This is a genomic window from Ruminococcus sp. J1101004sp1_RTP21198st1_B9_RTP21198_201120, assembly GCF_040924245.1.
GTDB lineage: Bacteria > Bacillota > Clostridia > Lachnospirales > Lachnospiraceae > Blautia_A > Blautia_A faecis.
Genome location: NZ_JBCOMI010000022.1, coordinates 1 through 17,658, shown reverse-complemented (window position 1 = coordinate 17,658; position 17,658 = coordinate 1). Strand labels below are relative to the sequence as shown.

Here is a 17,658-nt window from a genome sequence, read left to right as displayed (position 1 = left end):
GGTGCGTTTATGAAAAAACTGTCACAAATGTTTTGCAACCTTTTGTTAATGGCAGTAATTGATGGGCTGCTGATCTATACAGAGCTTGGAACAGCCCATCCTTTTCAAGGAGATACCAAGAAAATATTGCTGATTGCCATTGGTGATCTGATATGGATTTTATTGGTTTTGTGGGGAGACAGACTAAGTGATGCCTGGCATACCTGCAGAATATCAAAAGCAGCGGATGGAATTTTACTGATTCTGTCCGCTCCTGTTATGATAGGGGCAGTGCAGATGATTACCTGGCTTTCCGGAAAAAGAAATAAATCAGTGAATTATCTGGGAAGTCTTCTGAAAAAGGTTACTTCCCTATCTTTTATGAATCTTATAGGGAATCTGATCGTCTGTTATGTTATTCTTGGTATATTGATCCTGCTTTTTCGAAAAATAAAGACAGCTTCAGCTGTATTTTGCTGGCTTCTGATTTTGCTGGCATTGATCAATTTCTTTGTAATGGAATTCAGAGGAGAAGCTTTTTTTCTGTTGGATATCACAGGAATTGGAACTGCTGCAGATGTTGCAGGAGAATATGAGTTTAAAATACCTCTTATGCTTGGCATTCCGTTAACGTATTCTATGGTATTTGCCCAGTTTATCCTGAAATTTCAGAGACTGGAGTTAGGAAAAAAAAGCAGAAAAAATTTGATTGTGCGGTTAGCCTTTTTAGCTGTGTTTGTTGTGGCAATGGCAGTGGGATTTCGGCCTTTGATCATGAAGCAGGAAAATGTTTCATTGTGGAATGTAAACAAGGAATATCAGAATAAAGGACTGGTATATACTTTTGCAAGAGAATTCCGGTTTGTTTTTGTAGAAGAACCGGAGGGATATTCCGTGGATGCGGTAAAGAAAATTGCAGAAAAAACTGAAGGTGATCCGGCTGAAAGGCAGCAGGAGCCAGATGTAATCCCTGAGAATATTATTATGATCATGAATGAAAGTCTTGCGGATTTCGAGAGCATTGGGAGTGTCAGATCAGATGTGGAAATATTGCCGTATATTCACAGTATTGATAAAAATGTAACACATGGAAGTCTGCATATGCCCACTTACGGTGGCGGAACAGCAAGATCTGAGTATGAGGTACTTACCGGAAACAGTATTACGTTTCTTCCTTCTGGCTGTGTTCCTTATGAACTGTATGTCCGGACTCCGGAGTATGGAATGGCAGATATTCTGAAATCTCAGGGATATTATACAATTGCCATGCATCCCAATAACGGACATAACTGGAACCGCGACCAGGTATATCCGCAGATGGGCTTTGATGAGTTTTTGAATCAGGATAACTGGGGCGGAGAATATCAGGATAAACTGAGAGGCTTTGTAAGTGACCAGTCTGTTTTTGACAAGATCATCAGCCTGTATAAAGAAAAAGAAACAAATCAAAAGTTGTTTACTTTCTGCGTAACCATGCAGAACCATGGCGGATATTCCCAGAGCACTCTGAAGGGATACGAACCAGATGTAAAACTGAATTATGAAACAGAATATCCGGAGGCACAGACGTATCTGTCACTTGCCAGAGAGTCGGATAAAGCGTTTCAGAATCTTGTAGAATATTTTGAAAAGGTAGACGAGCCGACCATGATCGTCATGTTTGGAGATCACTGGCCTAAGCTGGAAGAAGGCTTTTTAGCAGAAGTTCTCGGAAAAGACAGGGAGAAGCTGGACCTTTTTGAAAGCCAGGTGACGTATACAACTCCATATGTAATCTGGACAAATTATTCTTCCGAGACTGCAGAAGAGGATATCAGTGCCAATTATCTGGGAAGTTATGTGCTGTTTAAGGCAGGAATTTCCCTTCCGTTTTATAATCAGTTCCTTATGAAACTGAAGAAACAGCTGCCGGTCATTGGTGTTGGTGCAGTGTGTGATCAGGAGGGTAACTGGTATGCTTCTGAGGATCTTCCGGACAATTACAGACAGTTTTTGAGCGATTACAATATCCTGGAATATAACAACCAGTTTGAGAAAAAAGATGTAATAGAGAGCTTGTTTACATTGAAGTAATAAAAAAGTACCCGGACAAAACAGATGCGGTGGATGGTAACTCTGGCTGTTACTGTGAACGGAGTGAACAGTAACCTCTGGCTGTTTTTTGTCTGGGTATTTTCTGTTTCGCTACTTGACATATGGGAAAATTTCGCATAAAATAAACAAGACTTAACGAGCAAATTAAATAAATGAAGTGGCAATGAAGAGAATAGTACATGAGGAGCAATCTCAGAGAGAAATCCAGGCCGACAGGCAATGGTGTGAGGATTTTGTGCGCAAGTCATGGAACCGGCCTCAGAGCTCCGCACAATTGAAGTGCGGCGTCTGTCCTACGTTATCAGGATAATTGAGTGAGCAGTGGAGCAGTCATTTCCAGTGTTAATCAGGGTGGTACCGCCGAAGCCTTTCGGTCCCTTTTGCAGGGATGGAAGGTCTTTTTTTATGTGTTTTTCAAATAATACATGGAATTTACCAGATTTCCCTGGCGTTTAAATATTAGAAAATCAAAAAGGAGAAAAATCATGGCAAAAGAAAAGAAAATGGTAGAAGCTATCACATCCATGGATGTGGATTTTGCACAGTGGTATACCGATGTTGTAAAAAAAGCGGAACTTTGCGGCTATACAAGTGTAAAGGGATGTATGGCAATCAAACCAGCAGGATATGCAATCTGGGAGAATATCCAGAAAGAGCTTGACCGCAGATTCAAAGAGACAGGCGTAGAGAATGTATACATGCCAATGTTCATTCCGGAATCCCTTCTGGACAAAGAGAAGGATCACGTAGAGGGATTTGCACCGGAAGTTGCATGGGTAACACACGGCGGACTTGATCCTCTTCAGGAGCGCCTTTGCGTACGTCCTACATCCGAGACTCTGTTCTGTGATTTCTATCAGAAAGAGATTCAGTCCCACAGAGATCTTCCGAAAGTATATAATCAGTGGTGCTCAGTAGTTCGCTGGGAGAAAACAACCCGTCCGTTCCTTCGTTCCCGTGAGTTCTTATGGCAGGAAGGACATACTGCCCACGCTACAGCTGAGGAAGCAAAAGAACGTACCATCCAGATGCTGAACCTGTATGCAGACTTCTGCGAGGAAGTACTTGCAATCCCGGTTATTAAAGGTCAGAAGACAGAGAAAGAGAAATTTGCGGGTGCAGAGGCTACTTACACAATCGAGTCTCTGATGCATGATGGAAAAGCACTTCAGTCTGGAACCAGCCATAACTTTGGTGATGGATTTGCAAGAGCATTCGGCATCCAGTACACAGATAAAAACAACCAGCTTCAGTATGTACACCAGACATCCTGGGGAATGACAACTCGTATGATCGGTGCTCTGATCATGGTTCATGGAGACAACAGCGGACTTGTTCTTCCACCAAGAATTGCTCCGGTCCAGGCTGTTGTAATCCCGATCCAGCAGAGAAAAGAGGGCGTTCTGGAGAAAACAGAGGAGCTGACACAGATTCTGAAAGCAGCTGGAATCCGTGTAAAAGCAGACGTTACAGACAAGAGCCCGGGATTCAAATTCGCAGAGCAGGAAATGCGTGGTATTCCGGTAAGAATTGAGTGCGGTCCGAAGGATATCGAGAGCGGACAGGCTGTTATCTGCCGAAGAGATACCAGAGAGAAATATATTGTGAAGTTCGAAGAACTTGCTGCTAAGGTTCAGGAAGTTCTGGACACCATGCAGAAGGAAATGCTGGAGCGTGCAAGAGCCCACAGAGATGCTCACACCTATGTAGCAACAAATTACGAAGAATTCAAGGAGACCATCAACACAAAACCTGGTTTTGTAAAAGCTATGTGGTGCGGCAACCGTGAGTGCGAAGATAAGATCAAAGAAGACGTTCAGGCAACATCCAGATGTATGCCGTTTGAGCAGGAACATTTAAGCGATGTCTGTGTATGCTGTGGAAAACCTGCCAAGAAAATGGTATACTGGGGACGTGCTTATTAATAACAAAAGGGATTGCTGTTTATTTTGCAATCAGTAGTCAAAAAGGGGCAAAATTATTTTGCCCCGCTTTGTTTTTCAAGGCAGAGAAGTGTATGAGGAGAAGTTTTGTTTTAAATCAGAGGCAGGTGATAAAGATGGTATTTGAAATTCCACAAAAAGTTGAAATAATTATAAATATTCTGGAAAAAGCTGGTTATGAGGCCTATGCAGTAGGCGGCTGTGTCCGCGATGCCCTTCTTGGAAGAACTCCAAATGACTGGGATATCACAACCTCAGCCAAGCCGGAGCAGGTCAAAGCCCTGTTTCACAGAACCGTAGATACAGGAATCGCTCACGGAACCGTAACAGTGCTGCTTGAAAAAGAGGGATTCGAGGTTACCACCTACCGGGTGGATGGCGAGTATGAAGATGGCCGTCACCCGAAAGAAGTAACCTTTACGGCCTGCCTGGAGGAAGATTTGAAGCGTCGGGACTTTACCATCAACGCCATGGCCTACAATCCCAGGAAAGGGCTGGTGGACCTTTTTGAAGGGCAGAAAGACCTGGAAAACAAGGTAATCCGCTGTGTTGGTGATCCTCTGGAGCGTTTTACAGAAGACGCTCTTCGCATTATGCGTGCTGTACGTTTTTCTGCGCAGCTTGGCTTTTCCCTGGAAGAAGAGACCCGAAAAGCTCTTTCTGTGCTTGCACCAAATTTAAAACATGTAAGCGCAGAGCGGATCCAGGTGGAACTTGTAAAACTTCTGGTGTCCCCTCATCCAGATTATCTGCGGATTGCCTATGAAGCGGGAGTTACCAGGGAATTTCTGCCGGAATTTGACCGCTGTATGGAGACACCTCAGAACACTCCACACCACTGCTATAATGTGGGAGAACACATTCTCCACAGCCTTTTGTATGTGAGGGAGGATAAGGTGCTAAGGCTGACCATGCTCCTTCACGACATTGCCAAACCTGTTGTACGAAAAACAGATGAAAACGGCAGGGATCATTTCAAAACACATGCTTCTGTGGGAGAAAAAATGTCCAAGGAAATTTTGCGCCGTCTGAAGTTTGACAATGACACCATTTCCAGAGTGAGCCGTCTGATCCGCTGGCATGATCTGCGCCCGACTCCGGCACCGGCTGAGGTGCGGAAAGCCATCAATGTAGTTGGGGAAGACCTTTTTCCCATGTGGATGGAAGTCCAGTATGCGGATAACAAAGCGAAAAGTGATTACCGTGGGGAAGAAAAAGCTGCCCGTCAGGCCGGAGTTCGAATGACCTGGGAAGAAATTATGGAAAAAGGCGAATGTGTTTCCATGAAAGGTCTTGCAATTACTGGCAGTGACCTGATCGCAGCCGGAATGAAGCCTGGAAAAGAAATGGGAAGTGTGCTCCATGAGCTTTTGGATGCTGTTCTGGAGAATCCGGAACTGAACAAGAAAGAAGCACTTCTTTCCCTTGCTTTTGCAGCCGATAAAAAACTTCTTTAGAATAACATATCCCTCCCACTCATAAGATAGAAGGTATCTGAAGACATTTGGCATATGTGAGTGACGGGGGGATTTTTATTGTATGATTATGGTCTTAGCACCCTGACCCAGTATGGAATTGAAGTGAAATCTTCGTCCAGGACCCGGGGAGCATTGGTATGTCGTACAGAACAGGGAATTCTGCTCCTCAGAGAGTTTCACGGCTCCGAAAAAAAACTGCTTTTTCAGCAGGAAGTGTTAAAAAAACTTTCCCAGGAAGGCTGTCTGGTTGATACTTTTATTGAAAATCAGGAAGGCTCTTTGGTTACCAGAGATAAGGATAATATTCCCTATACCCTTCAGAACTGGTATGAAGGCAGAGAGTGTGACACCAAGTCCAGGGAAGATATTATAAGAAGTGTGCAGATTCTGGCAAGGGTACATAAATTTATGAATATGCCTGTGGAAAAAGCCTACATGGCGCGTTCCCTTGCAGATGAGTATGCAAGGCATAATCAGGAAATCCGCAAGATCCGTAAATTTATCCGCCAGAAAGGTGCCAGTGCCAGATTTGAAAAGGAATTTCTGGGCAGTGTACAGTGGTTTCTGGAAAAAGGGGAAAAAGCACTGGAAATGCTTGTAAAGTCGGACTATGAAAAACTAAGGGACAAGGCGGGCGAAGAGGGACTTCTATGTCATGGCGAATATAACCAGCACAATGTTCTTCTTTGTAAAAATCAGGCTGCTGTAACAAATTTTGGTCACTTCAGCTTTGATGTGCAGATCAGCGACTTGTATTGTTTTATGCGAAAAATTCTGGAAAAATATAACTGGGATGTTTTTCTGGCCAGGCGGATGCTGGAGCAATATGACAAAATACGTCCTATTTCTTCTGAGGAATGGGAAAACCTGCAAATCCGTTTCACATATCCGGAAAAATACTGGAAACTGGCAAATTACTACTTTTCTCATAATAAAGCATGGATTTCCGGCAAGAATACAGAAAAGCTGGAAAAGGTAATTGCCCAGAAGAAAATATGGGGGGATTTCCCTGAAAACTGCTTTGGAAAATCCCCTTTCTAGCGCAAAAACCTTGACAATACAGGGTAAAAGGTATATATATAGATAGAAGAATCTTTAGAGGAGGAAACACCATGAATAAGACTGAATTAGTAGCAGCTATGGCGAAAGAAACCAATCTGTCCAAGAAGGACGTTGAAGCTGTTTTAAAATCATTCATCGACGTTGTATCAGAAGAACTGAAAAAAGGTGAGAAAGTTCAGTTAGTTGGCTTTGGTACATTTGAAGTCAGCGAGAGAGCTGCCAGAGAGGGAAGAAATCCTCAGACTGGTGAGACCATGAAGATCGAAGCTTCCAAGGCTCCGAAATTTAAAGCTGGTAAAGCTTTAAAAGATATGGTAAACGCATAATCGCGTAAGCTTTTACAGGAGGAACTTTATAGTTCCTCCTTTTTTAAACACGCTCTGATATAGGAGAGTATTATGAGATTAGATAAATTTTTGAAAGTATCCCGCCTTATTAAGAGAAGAACTGTGGCAAATGAGGCATGTGATGCAGGAAGAGTGCTTGTAAATGATAAGCCGGTCAAGGCTTCTGCCCAGGTGAAGACAGGAGATACTATTGAGATTCAGTTTGGAAGCCGCAATGTGAAGGTGGAAGTGCTGGATGTGAAAGAGACTGTGAAGAAGGAAGAAGTTGAGAATCTGTACAGGTATGTTTAAGAGTTCTGTGAACGAAGGAAACAGTATTACTTAAGCTGGTTCTAATTTTAAAGAAAATTTCATAGATTATCTGTGAACCCACATATTTGGGAGAGAGGGATTTGGAAGAAAAGGTTGTGAACATTTCCCATAAGCTGATACTGGATAACAGGAAAGAAGCATCTGTCACAGGTGTGAAGGATGTGATTTCTTTTGATGAAAAGGAAATCCTTCTTCAGACTGCTGACGGGAAGCTGCAGATTCGCGGCAGCGGGCTTCATGTAAAAGGACTAAACCTGGAAAAAGGAGAAGCTGCTCTTGCCGGACATGTGGATTCTCTTGTCTATTTGTCTAAAGATTCCCCACGAAAAGAAGAACCATTATTTACAAGGCTGTTCCGTTAAGCTATGAGCATATATATCTACAATGAGATCTGGCTTTTCGTCCGGGCTTTTGCAGGGGGTGCGGTGCTGATCCTTTGCTACAGCCTGCTTCAGGAAATAAGAAGGCTCATTTTCTGCAGTCCGGCAGCAGGAGGGATTTTGGACCTTCTTTATTGGGTGTGCGCAGGACTTCTGGTATTTGCAGGAATTTACCGGATCAACCAGGGAATCCTGCGTAGTTTTCTGTTTTTGGGAATTATATCAGGGGCATTTCTTACATATCTGACAATAAAACCTTTATTTGAAAAAATTTGTTATATAATCCTGGAGGTTCCTGTCAGATTCGTAAAAAAAATTTCAAAAAAATATATAAATTGGTTGCTATTTTTTTGTAAACGTTGTAAAATTTTAGTTAAGCAATCTGCAAATCAGTACAAAAATAGTACCAGAAATCATTTGCAGATGAGAAGAGGCAGGAAGCTTGGGAAAATCAGGGAAAAAACGAAGAAAAAAGACAATAGGGTATAATCATCTCGGGATGTTCGGTATTTCTCTGATCGTTCTGATTCTGATTCTGACGCTTATGGCACAGAGCCGGGACCTTAAGGAATCTCTTGCCGGCTATGAGACCAGGGCAGAGGCATTAAGCCAGCAGATTGAGGAAGAGCAGGCGCGCACTCAGGAGATTGAAGATCTGAAGCAGTATATGCTCACGGATGAGTACGCAGAGCAGGCCGCCAGAGAGAAACTGGGGCTTGTGAAGGAGAATGAGATTATTTTTCAGGAGGAGAAGTAAGGTTCTGGGAAAAACGAAGTTTGGAAGTTTCTGACGATATATTTTTCAATATGGTCGTCTTTGTTTGACATATATTTTCATACCTGTCCCCTATAATAGGCATAAGGTGCTGCCGAAGATGATGTGAATGCAGCATTCCTTTGCAAAAACAAGGGCAGCAGTTAAAGACTACAGGAACAGTGGGGCGTGCAGCTTGCGGGAATGCTTTTTCAAACAGGCTCTGGCACTGTAAGGCTGTAAAGGGGAGGGGAGAATATGCAGGAATGGATAATTGCCATGCTCGTGATCAGTGTGCTGCTGGTGCTGCGGGACATGGCAAAAGTTTTTTTCAGGGGAAGAAGTTTCCTTAAGGCAGAGCAGCCGGCCGAAGAGAAAAATCCCCAGAAGGAGAAGGTAGAGCGGTATGCGGCTTCTTTTCGGAAGCTTGCAGACAGCTTTTATGGATTACCCTACCGAAAAGACTATTTAAGCAACGGCCAGGTGGATGGAATCATAAGGGAGACCTGTGATGAGATATGCAGCCACTGTTATCAGCGGGAAATCTGCTGGGGCACCCAGTCGCAGGAAATGTACAGAGGAAGCGAGCGGATGATTCGTTCCATGGAGGAGGGAAATCAGGAGAAAATACAGGAGACAAAAAGCGACTGGATGAGTGTATGCAGTCGTTTTTCCCAGTATTATGAGACACTTGGTAACTCTTATATGAGGGAGCGGCAGAAGCTGATATGGGACAACCGGATGATCGAAAGCCGCCTTGCCGTGGCACAGCAACTCCAGGAGATGTCCAGAATCATGGATATGGTGGCAGAAGACCTGTACGACATTTCCATTGCGGATCCTCAGCTTATGACGGAATTGCAGAAGATTCTCAGGAAGCGTCATATTGTGGTGAAGCAGGTCTGGGTGATGGATAAGGTGGAAGGAAGACGTGAGATTTTTCTTACCATGCGTGCCAGAAGCGGGCAGTGCATTTCTGTTAATGAGGTGGCACAGCTTTTGTCTCAGGAATTCGGAACTCCCATGGCGGCAGCAGGAGGAAGAAGAATTGTAAATGGAGAATACCATACGGTTCATTTTGTGGAGGATGTAAGTTATCAGGTACTTTACGGAGTGGCAAAGCTGACCAAGGAAATGGAGAAGGTTTCCGGAGACAATTATATTTGCAGACAGGAAGAGGCAGGCCGTTTTGTAATGTGTCTTTCCGATGGAATGGGCTCCGGGGTGGAGGCATGCCGGGAAAGCGAGGAAGTGGTAGAACTTCTGGAACAATTTCTGGAATCCGGTTTTACCCAGGAGACGGCGGCGAAAATGGTGAACTCTGCTCTTGTGATGAAGGGACAGGAAGGGATTTTTTCAACAGTGGACATCTGCGCAGTGGATTTATATACGGGAATCTGTAACTTCCTGAAAGCGGGGGCTTCCGCCACTTTTATCAAAAGGGATCACTGGGTGGAGGCCATTTCTTCAGAGAGTCTGGCGGCAGGGCTGATACAGCAGGTGGATTTTGAAACATCTTCAAGGAAGCTGTATCACGGGGATTATCTGATCATGATGACAGATGGCGTCTTGGATGCGCTGCCTGCCATGCGGGAGGAGGAGACCATGAAAGAAATCATTATGGATATCCATGAAGAGACTCCCAAGGAGATGAGCCGGGGGATTCTGGAGCGGGTGCTGGGATACAGCGATTACTGCGCCAGGGATGATATGACGGTTCTTGTAGCTGGAATGTGGAAGAAATAGAATGATTATTTTTGAGTAAAAAACAGATATGGAATCATATGAGCATATGAATATGTTTGAAAGAAGTAATATTGTTACGGTTCACGAAAGAATCAGTAACGTATCAGAGGCAGAGCTAGTATGTATCAGAAAGTGAAAGCATATATGAAAGAACATGGCATGGTAGTGGATGGGGATGTGGTCCTTGCCGGAGTTTCCGGAGGAGGAGACTCCATGGCTATGCTGGAAATGTTAAAAAGATATCAGGCTGAAGCAGCTTTTTCGCTGTGTGCGGTACATGTGCATCATGGAATCCGCGGCGAGGAAGCTGACCGGGATGAAAGAGTAGTAAGAGAGACCTGCGAAAAATGGACGATTCCTTTTTTATCCTATCATTACCCGGTACCGGAGCTTGCAAAGAAATGGAAAATGGGACTGGAAGAGACAGGAAGAAAAGTCAGACAGGATGCGTTTTCCAGGGCAGAAGCTGATTATTTTGGAAAATCAGAAACGGCTGACCTCCAGGGTGGGGGAAGAGTCTCTGCCGCCAGAGAAGGAAAATTACGGATCCGTATTGCTCTGGCCCACAATGAAAATGATGTGGCGGAAACTTTGCTCCACAATCTTTGCAGAGGAACGGGGCTGAAAGGTCTGGCTTCTATTTTGCCGGTGCGGGATGAAATTATTCGGCCCATTTTGTGTTTAAATAAACAGGAAATTGTCAATTATTTAATAAAAGAACAGATTCCCTATGTAACAGACAGTACCAATCTTACAGATGATTATACAAGAAATAAGATCAGACATCAGATATTGCCTATTCTGGAAGAACAGGTGAATGCTTCTGCTGTCCGCCATATGGCGGAGACGGCCAGTCTTGTTAGTCAGGCAGAGGAGTATTTGTCCCGTCAGGGAGAACGCCTTGTGAAAAAGTATGGGGAAAACAGGGAGCGGGGAATTTTCCTGTCAGAAGCATTCTGGCGGGATGAGCCTGCCATAGCTTCTTACGGAGTGCTTCAGGTTTTTGAAGAGCTGGCTGGGAAACGTAAGGATTTTACAGCTGCTCATGTAAAAAGTGTAGAGAGCCTTCTGAAGCTTCAGGTGGGACGACGGATCAATCTGCCTTATGATCTGGCGGCGCTTCGAACTTATGGAGGAATTTTACTGGGAGAAAGACAATTACTGGGAATGTCAGATAGAAATCTGAGTTCAAAAGAGTACGATCCAGTAAAAGCTGAAAAAAATCAGGAGAGGAATGCACTGCAAAAAAGTGTCCAGTTGAGTAAAAAGGAGCTGGAAACTGCTTGTGAACAGGTACTTTTTACAGATAATGTTTTTTATCTGAAAATATTTTCTAATGAAGGCCAGAAGATTGAAGAAAAAAAGTATACGAAATGGCTGGATTATGATAAAATAAAACAGGAACTGTCCATCCGGACCAGACAGCCGGGAGATTTTCTCATTGTAGATGACAAAGGGAGCAGCAAGAAGCTGAACCGTTATTTTATAGATGAGAAGATCCCATCAGAGGAAAGAGACAGCATCTTGCTTCTATGTACCGGCTCTGAGGTTTTGTGGGTGGTGGGAGGCAGAATAAATGAGAATTATAAAATAGCTCCCAGAACCAGGAGAATATTGGAAATACAATACCAAGGAGGAAAAGATAATCATGAGTGAAAAAATCAGAGTTTTACTGGATGAGGAGACTGTGGAGAAGCGTATCTGCGAAGTAGCAGCCCAGATCAGCGAAGAGTACAAGGGAAAAGAAATCCACATGATCTGCGTTCTTAAGGGCGGAGTATTTTTCATGTGTGAGCTTGCCAAGAGAATCACAGTGCCGGTAACTCTTGATTTCATGTCTGTTTCCAGTTATGGAGATGACACCAAATCAAGCGGAGTTGTAAAGATCGTCAAGGATCTGGATCAGCCTCTTGAAGATAAAGAAGTTCTTGTTGTGGAGGATATTATTGATTCCGGAAGAACCTTAAGCTATCTGCTGGATGTTCTGAAGAGACGTAATCCAAACAGCGTGAAACTTTGCACCTTGCTGGACAAACCGGACCGCAGAGTGGTAAAAGGGGTTGATGTGGATTATTGCTGTTTCAATATTCCAGATGAGTTTGTTGTGGGCTATGGTCTTGACTATGCCCAGAAATACAGAAATCTGCCATACATCGGAGTGGTAGAGTTCGAATGAAAGGAGAATTATACAAGTGAATAAGCAGTCAGGCAGAATTGGCTTGTATCTTGTCCTGATCGTAGCTTTGATCGCAGGTTACCTGTATCTGAACAATCAGGTAGCTGTCCAGAGTGATTATACTTATGGACAGCTTGAGCAGGCAGTGACAGACGGTAAGGTGACCAGTGCCACGATTCATCAGAACAGTGAGGTTCCAACAGGTTCTGTGATCGTGAATATAAGCGGCGAGGGACAGAAGCGTATTTATGTGGCAGATGTAAATGAGGCAGAGCAGCTTCTTCGAGAGAGCGGGCTTGATCCTGCTGTTGAGGATGTGCCGAAGCAGAGTGTATTTCTGAATTCTGTTTTTCCGGTACTCCTTACCTGTGGTCTTATCATCTTCCTCATGCTGATGATGAACCGTCAGATGTCAGGTGGGGGCGGTGGTACCAATGCCAAGATGATGAATTTCGGCAAAAGCAGGGCAAGAATGTCCATGCCGGATGATAAGAAAGTGACTTTCCAGAACGTAGCGGGCCTGGAGGAAGAGAAGGAGGAGCTGAAGGAGGTTGTAGATTTTCTGAAGGATCCCCAGAAGTATACCAAGGTGGGAGCCAGAATCCCGAAAGGAGTTATCCTTGTAGGACCTCCAGGAACTGGTAAGACGCTTCTGGCCAAGGCTGTTGCCGGGGAAGCGGGAGTTCCGTTTTTCTCCATTTCCGGTTCTGATTTTGTGGAAATGTTTGTTGGTGTAGGTGCTTCACGTGTAAGAGATCTTTTCGAAGAGGGCAAGCGTCACGCACCTTGTATCATCTTCATTGATGAGATCGATGCTGTTGCAAGACAGCGTGGAACCGGCATGGGAGGCGGCCATGATGAAAGGGAACAGACTCTGAACCAGCTTCTTGTAGAGATGGATGGCTTCGGGGTAAATGAAGGCATTATCGTAATGGCAGCTACCAACCGTGTGGATATTCTGGATCCTGCAATTCTTCGTCCGGGACGTTTTGACCGCAAGGTTGGCGTAGGACGTCCGGATATTAAAGGAAGAGAAGAAATCCTCCATGTTCATGCCAAGGATAAACCTCTTGGCGAGGATGTAGACCTGAAACAGATCGCTCAGACTACAGCTGGCTTTACAGGTGCAGATCTTGAGAACCTGATGAATGAGGCGGCTATTGCTGCAGCCAGAAAAGGTCATGTATTTATTCGCCAGAAAGATATTAAGAATGCCTTTATCAAGGTTGGCATCGGTGCAGAGAAAAAGAGCAAGGTGATCTCCGAGAAGGAGAAAAGGATCACCGCTTATCATGAGGCAGGCCATGCAATCTTGTTCCATGTGCTGCCGGATATGGAGCCTGTTTACACCATTTCCATTATCCCTACCGGAATGGGAGCAGCTGGCTATACCATGCCTCTTCCAGAGAATGACGAAATATTTAATACTAAGGGTAAAATGCTTCAGGATATTACCACACTTCTTGGAGGACGTGTGGCAGAGGAGCTGATTTTTGGCGATATTACAACTGGTGCATCCAACGATATCAAGCGGGCTACCAGCGAAGCAAGAGCTATGGTGACCAAGTATGGTATGTCCGATAAGATTGGACTGATCTCCTATGGAGATGATGACGATGAGGTATTTATTGGACGGGATCTGGCGCACACCCGCGGTTACAGCGAGGATGTTGCCAAGGCAATTGACAGTGAGATTCACAGTATCATTGAGGAGTGTCATGACAATGCGAAGAAGATTATTTCTGAGCATATGGAGGTTCTTCATGGCTGTGCCAAGCTTCTTCTCGAGAAGGAAAAAGTTCATCGGGATGAATTTGAAGCACTTTTTACAATGGAAAAATCGGGTGAATCAAATGAAAGCATATAACATGCACAAAAAACAATAGCGATTTTTGTGAAGTTTGTGCACACTTTTTGGTGGACACATGGTACTATATACATCGTAAAAACCCCCCAATACATTATATAGTTTTTGCTACACCCCATAAGAAGAAATACCTTCTCCAAAAAAGACAGCTTTTACCGGCTGTCTTTTTTACGTTAAATGAATAAGGTATTTTAGAGTGTGTTTGAAATGTGGTGGGAGTTCTTTGGTGAAATCGTCGGTAAGATGGGCGGAAGTTTGGAGAATAAGCCGAATTTTAACAGTTGTGGGAAGAAACGTTTTCAGTTAAAATATAGAGTGTAATTTTTTAGAAAGAGGGATGTTATGGATCATAATAATGCAGATGTAATGAAAAAAATGCAATATATATTGAATATGAGGCCGGTTTTGAATACAGAGGCATTGTTCAGCGATGGTTCTGATTATTACCGTTGTCCGTCAAATCCCAAAGCAGGAGACAAGGTCCGTATCCGCTTCCGCACCAAGCGGAACAACGTAGATATGGTTTATTTAGTATACGATGGCAAGCGTCAACAGATGGAGCGTGTGGCCAAATCCAATGGATTTGATTATTATGAGACTTCTATTATTATGGGAGAGGAGATTGTCCGTTACCATTTTGAGATCACATACGGATGGGTGACCTGTTATTATAATTATCAGGGTGTTTCCATGAACCCGGAGGAGCGTCTGGAGTTTGAGATTTATCCGGATTATGATACACCCCAGTGGGCGAAGGGTGCTGTTATGTACCAGATTTTTGTGGATCGCTTCTGCAATGGGGATCCGACGAATGATGTGGAGGATCGTGAATATTTTTATATTGGCGATATGACTTCCAGGGTAAGAGACTGGGGAAAAGTTCCGGCAGTAATGGGGGTGCGGGAGTTTTATGGCGGTGACCTGCAGGGAATTATGGATAAACTGGATTATCTGCAGGATCTGGGAGTGGATGTTATTTATCTGAACCCGATTTTTGTTTCTCCAAGTAATCACAAGTACGATATTCAGGATTATGAGTATGTGGATCCCCATTACGGCAAGATCGTGGAGGATATGGATGATGGCCTTCTGAATGAGGGGGACCGCGAGAATGCCCATGCCCGGAAATTTATTAAGCGTGTGACCGATAAGCGGAATCTGGAGGCAAGTAATGAACTGTTTGCAAAGCTTGTGGAGGAAATCCATAAGAGAGGCATGAAAGTAATCCTGGATGGAGTGTTTAACCATTGTGGATCTTTTAACAAATGGATGGACAGAGAGCGGATCTATGAGAACCAGGAGGGATATCCAAAGGGAGCGTATATTTCTGCAGACAGTCCATATAGGTATTACTTTAATTTCTATGACGAGAACCGCTGGCCGTACAATCCTACCTATGATGGATGGTGGACTCATGATACTTTGCCGAAGCTGAATTATGAAGCCTCCAGGGATCTGTATGATAAGATTCTGGAGATTGGTAAGAAGTGGGTTTCTGCGCCTTATAATGTAGATGGATGGAGATTGGATGTGGCGGCAGATCTTGGGCACAGCAACGAATTTAACCATCAGTTCTGGAAGGATTTCCGGAAAGCTGTAAAGGAGGCAAATCCCAATGCGATCATTCTGGCAGAGCATTACGGAAATCCGGAGAGCTGGCTGCAAGGGGATGAGTGGGATACGGTTATGAACTACGATGCCTTTATGGAACCTCTGACCTGGTTCCTGACGGGCATGGAGAAGCACAGTGATGAGTGCAGGGATGATCTTTATGGAAACAGTGATGCCTTTATTGGGGCTATGAAGACTCATATGAGGGCACTTCATATGTCTGCACTTTATACGTCCATGAATGAGCTGTCCAATCATGATCATTCCAGATTTCTCACCAGAACAAACCGCCGTGTGGGAAGGATTTCCTATGCCGGTGCGGAAGCTGCTTCCCAGAACATCAATCCTGCAGTGATGCGTGAAGGTGTTGTGGTGCAGATGACCTGGCCGGGAGCACCAACTGTTTATTATGGTGATGAGGCAGGTGTCTGTGGCTTTACAGATCCGGATAACAGAAGAACTTATCCATGGGGACATGAGGATCAGATGATGATTGCGTTCCACAGAGATATGATTAAGATCCATAAGGAATATGATTTCTTAAGTAATGGTTCCCTTGTGTTCCTCTGGAATGATTATCAGGGACTTTGCTTCGGAAGATTTTCCCATGATGAAAGAATGATCGTGATTCTGAATAACCGGAATGAGGATCGGGAGGTTGAGATTGAGGTCTGGAAGACGGGAATCAGCAGATTGAAGGATTCTGTATTGAAGCGGATCATGCTGTCTTACCGTGATGGATATACCACGGAGGAATATGAATATACAGCTAAGGTAGGTGTGATCAGGGTGCCGATGCCAGCGTTTGGGGCGATGGTGTTGTATCATAAGTGTGAGAATCCGACTATATTTGTGGAAGATTAAGGGACGCCGCGAGGAGGGACCTATGGGCTGACGGCCAGAGCTGCGGTTCCGGGATTTTCCATATACGCTTATTTGCAGGAGGTGGAGCAAACTCGGCCACGGGGTGGCCTCAGACAGTGCTCCACCTCCTGCGCATATATGAAAAATCCCTGGAATCCTCGCAATGACCGCCAGCCCATAGGCCCCTCCTCGCGGCTGAGTATTCCAGGCGGAAAAAGAAAGTTTGGTATCAGGGCGCTTCGCTGCTGATACAGAGAAGAGGGAGTCGCCCCCACCCGTGAAACGGGTGGCTCGTAGGACGGCTATAAGCCTTTAATGCTAGGCCAGCGTCTCAAGGCGCTGGCTTTCGCTTTGCTCCAGCCACATTGCTCTTGACTCGTCGCCGCCCTTAAAAGGGCATTTGTACTACTTCGCCTTAACCCTTAAAAGGGTCCTCATATTCTTTTACGCTGAGTTTATCCTGCATGATATCATATTTTTCCTGCTCTTGGATATACTTGCGTACTGTGGCGTCATTTACTCCTACTGTACTAACATAGAATCCTTCACTCCAAAAATGTCTGTTTCCAAATTTGTACTTTAAATTTGCGTGTCTATCAAATATCATAAGTGCTGACTTTCCTTTTAAATATCCCATAAAACTAGATACGCTATATTTTGGTGGTATGCTGACCAACATATGAATATGGTCGGGCATAAGATGCCCTTCGATTATTTCTACTCCTTTATAAGAGCATAACTGTTTTATAATGTCACGAATATCAGCTTTGTATTGATTGTAAATTATTTTTCGTCTATACTTTGGAGTGAAGACAATGTGATATTTACACATCCATTTTGTGTGTGATAAATCATTCGTTTTCTTTGCCATAAAATCACCTTTCCTTTCGTAAATAGTGGCTGGACACCTCTATTATAGTACGGAAAGGTGATTTTTGCGTATAACAATGGTCACCACCCGCGAAGCACAACATCATAAACTTAAGATTAGATATTACACATTTATATTATCCTGCTAAAAACTCATTTCAAAAGGGCAGATTAA

Annotated in this window: 15 protein-coding genes and 1 pseudogene; 15 read left to right on the top strand and 1 reads right to left on the bottom strand. The window is 44.1% G+C overall.

The window, feature by feature from the left end:
* The first annotated feature begins 9 nt into the window (after nt 1-9).
* The 15 genes and pseudogenes from AB5618_RS14760 to AB5618_RS14690 all read left to right on the top strand — a co-directional run bounded on the left by AB5618_RS14760 (nt 10) and on the right by AB5618_RS14690 (nt 16,613).
* Nucleotides 10-2,052: an LTA synthase family protein gene (locus AB5618_RS14760; RefSeq protein WP_148463163.1), complete on the top strand. Its 2,043-nt coding sequence runs from the start codon at nt 10-12 to the stop codon at nt 2,050-2,052.
* A gap of 506 nt (nt 2,053-2,558) precedes the next feature.
* Entirely contained in the window at nt 2,559-3,998 is a 1,440-nt protein-coding gene (gene proS, locus AB5618_RS14755) for a proline--tRNA ligase (RefSeq protein WP_148463164.1), read from the top strand.
* Between the two features lie 134 nt (nt 3,999-4,132).
* A complete protein-coding gene (locus AB5618_RS14750; RefSeq protein WP_148463165.1) occupies nt 4,133-5,473 on the top strand; it encodes a CCA tRNA nucleotidyltransferase in 1,341 nt (446 codons plus the stop codon).
* 78 nt (nt 5,474-5,551) lie between these two features.
* Nucleotides 5,552-6,535, top strand: coding sequence for a CotS family spore coat protein (locus tag AB5618_RS14745; protein ID WP_148463166.1), 984 nt, complete (start codon nt 5,552-5,554; stop codon nt 6,533-6,535).
* Nucleotides 6,536-6,606: 71 nt separating this feature from the next.
* Complete coding sequence (locus tag AB5618_RS14740) at nt 6,607-6,882, top strand: HU family DNA-binding protein (RefSeq protein ID WP_117851504.1); 276 nt, start codon at nt 6,607-6,609, stop codon at nt 6,880-6,882.
* Nucleotides 6,883-6,954: 72 nt separating this feature from the next.
* Nucleotides 6,955-7,194: an RNA-binding S4 domain-containing protein gene (locus tag AB5618_RS14735; protein ID WP_368366862.1), complete on the top strand. Its 240-nt coding sequence runs from the start codon at nt 6,955-6,957 to the stop codon at nt 7,192-7,194.
* A 101-nt stretch (nt 7,195-7,295) separates the two neighbouring features.
* Nucleotides 7,296-7,577 carry a sporulation protein YabP gene (gene yabP / locus AB5618_RS14730; protein WP_118581555.1) on the top strand — a complete coding sequence of 94 codons (282 nt, stop codon included), beginning with the start codon at nt 7,296-7,298 and terminating at the stop codon, nt 7,575-7,577.
* A 3-nt stretch (nt 7,578-7,580) separates the two neighbouring features.
* On the top strand, nt 7,581-8,084 hold the full coding sequence (gene yabQ, locus AB5618_RS14725; protein ID WP_148463167.1) for a spore cortex biosynthesis protein YabQ: 504 nt from the start codon (nt 7,581-7,583) through the stop codon (nt 8,082-8,084).
* The gene (locus AB5618_RS14720; RefSeq protein ID WP_226815895.1) at nt 8,038-8,352 is read left to right on the top strand and encodes a septum formation initiator family protein; all 315 of its coding nucleotides are present in this window, start codon (nt 8,038-8,040) and stop codon (nt 8,350-8,352) included. Before yabQ ends, AB5618_RS14720 begins: the two co-directional genes overlap by 47 nt.
* A gap of 177 nt (nt 8,353-8,529) precedes the next feature.
* Nucleotides 8,530-8,592, top strand: a pseudogene (locus tag AB5618_RS14715) (DUF6783 domain-containing protein); the annotation flags it as partial.
* 15 nt (nt 8,593-8,607) lie between these two features.
* Nucleotides 8,608-10,095, top strand: a complete 1,488-nt coding sequence (locus AB5618_RS14710; RefSeq protein WP_118581564.1) for a SpoIIE family protein phosphatase — start codon at nt 8,608-8,610, stop codon at nt 10,093-10,095.
* A 120-nt stretch (nt 10,096-10,215) separates the two neighbouring features.
* A complete protein-coding gene (gene tilS, locus AB5618_RS14705) occupies nt 10,216-11,751 on the top strand; it encodes a tRNA lysidine(34) synthetase TilS (RefSeq protein WP_148463168.1) in 1,536 nt (511 codons plus the stop codon).
* Nucleotides 11,744-12,271: a hypoxanthine phosphoribosyltransferase gene (hpt, locus tag AB5618_RS14700; RefSeq protein WP_148463169.1), complete on the top strand. Its 528-nt coding sequence runs from the start codon at nt 11,744-11,746 to the stop codon at nt 12,269-12,271. The genes tilS and hpt overlap by 8 nt, the downstream gene beginning before the upstream one ends.
* A 16-nt stretch (nt 12,272-12,287) precedes the next feature.
* On the top strand, nt 12,288-14,138 hold the full coding sequence (gene ftsH, locus AB5618_RS14695; RefSeq protein WP_148463170.1) for an ATP-dependent zinc metalloprotease FtsH: 1,851 nt from the start codon (nt 12,288-12,290) through the stop codon (nt 14,136-14,138).
* 342 nt (nt 14,139-14,480) lie between these two features.
* The gene (locus AB5618_RS14690; RefSeq protein ID WP_148463171.1) at nt 14,481-16,613 is read left to right on the top strand and encodes a glycoside hydrolase family 13 protein; all 2,133 of its coding nucleotides are present in this window, start codon (nt 14,481-14,483) and stop codon (nt 16,611-16,613) included.
* Nucleotides 16,614-17,028: 415 nt separating this feature from the next.
* Here AB5618_RS14690 and tnpA read toward each other — a convergent pair whose 3' ends face one another.
* Nucleotides 17,029-17,484 carry an IS200/IS605 family transposase gene (tnpA, locus tag AB5618_RS14685; protein WP_117853754.1) on the bottom strand — a complete coding sequence of 152 codons (456 nt, stop codon included), beginning with the start codon at nt 17,482-17,484 and terminating at the stop codon, nt 17,029-17,031.
* Nucleotides 17,485-17,658: the final 174 nt, after the last annotated feature.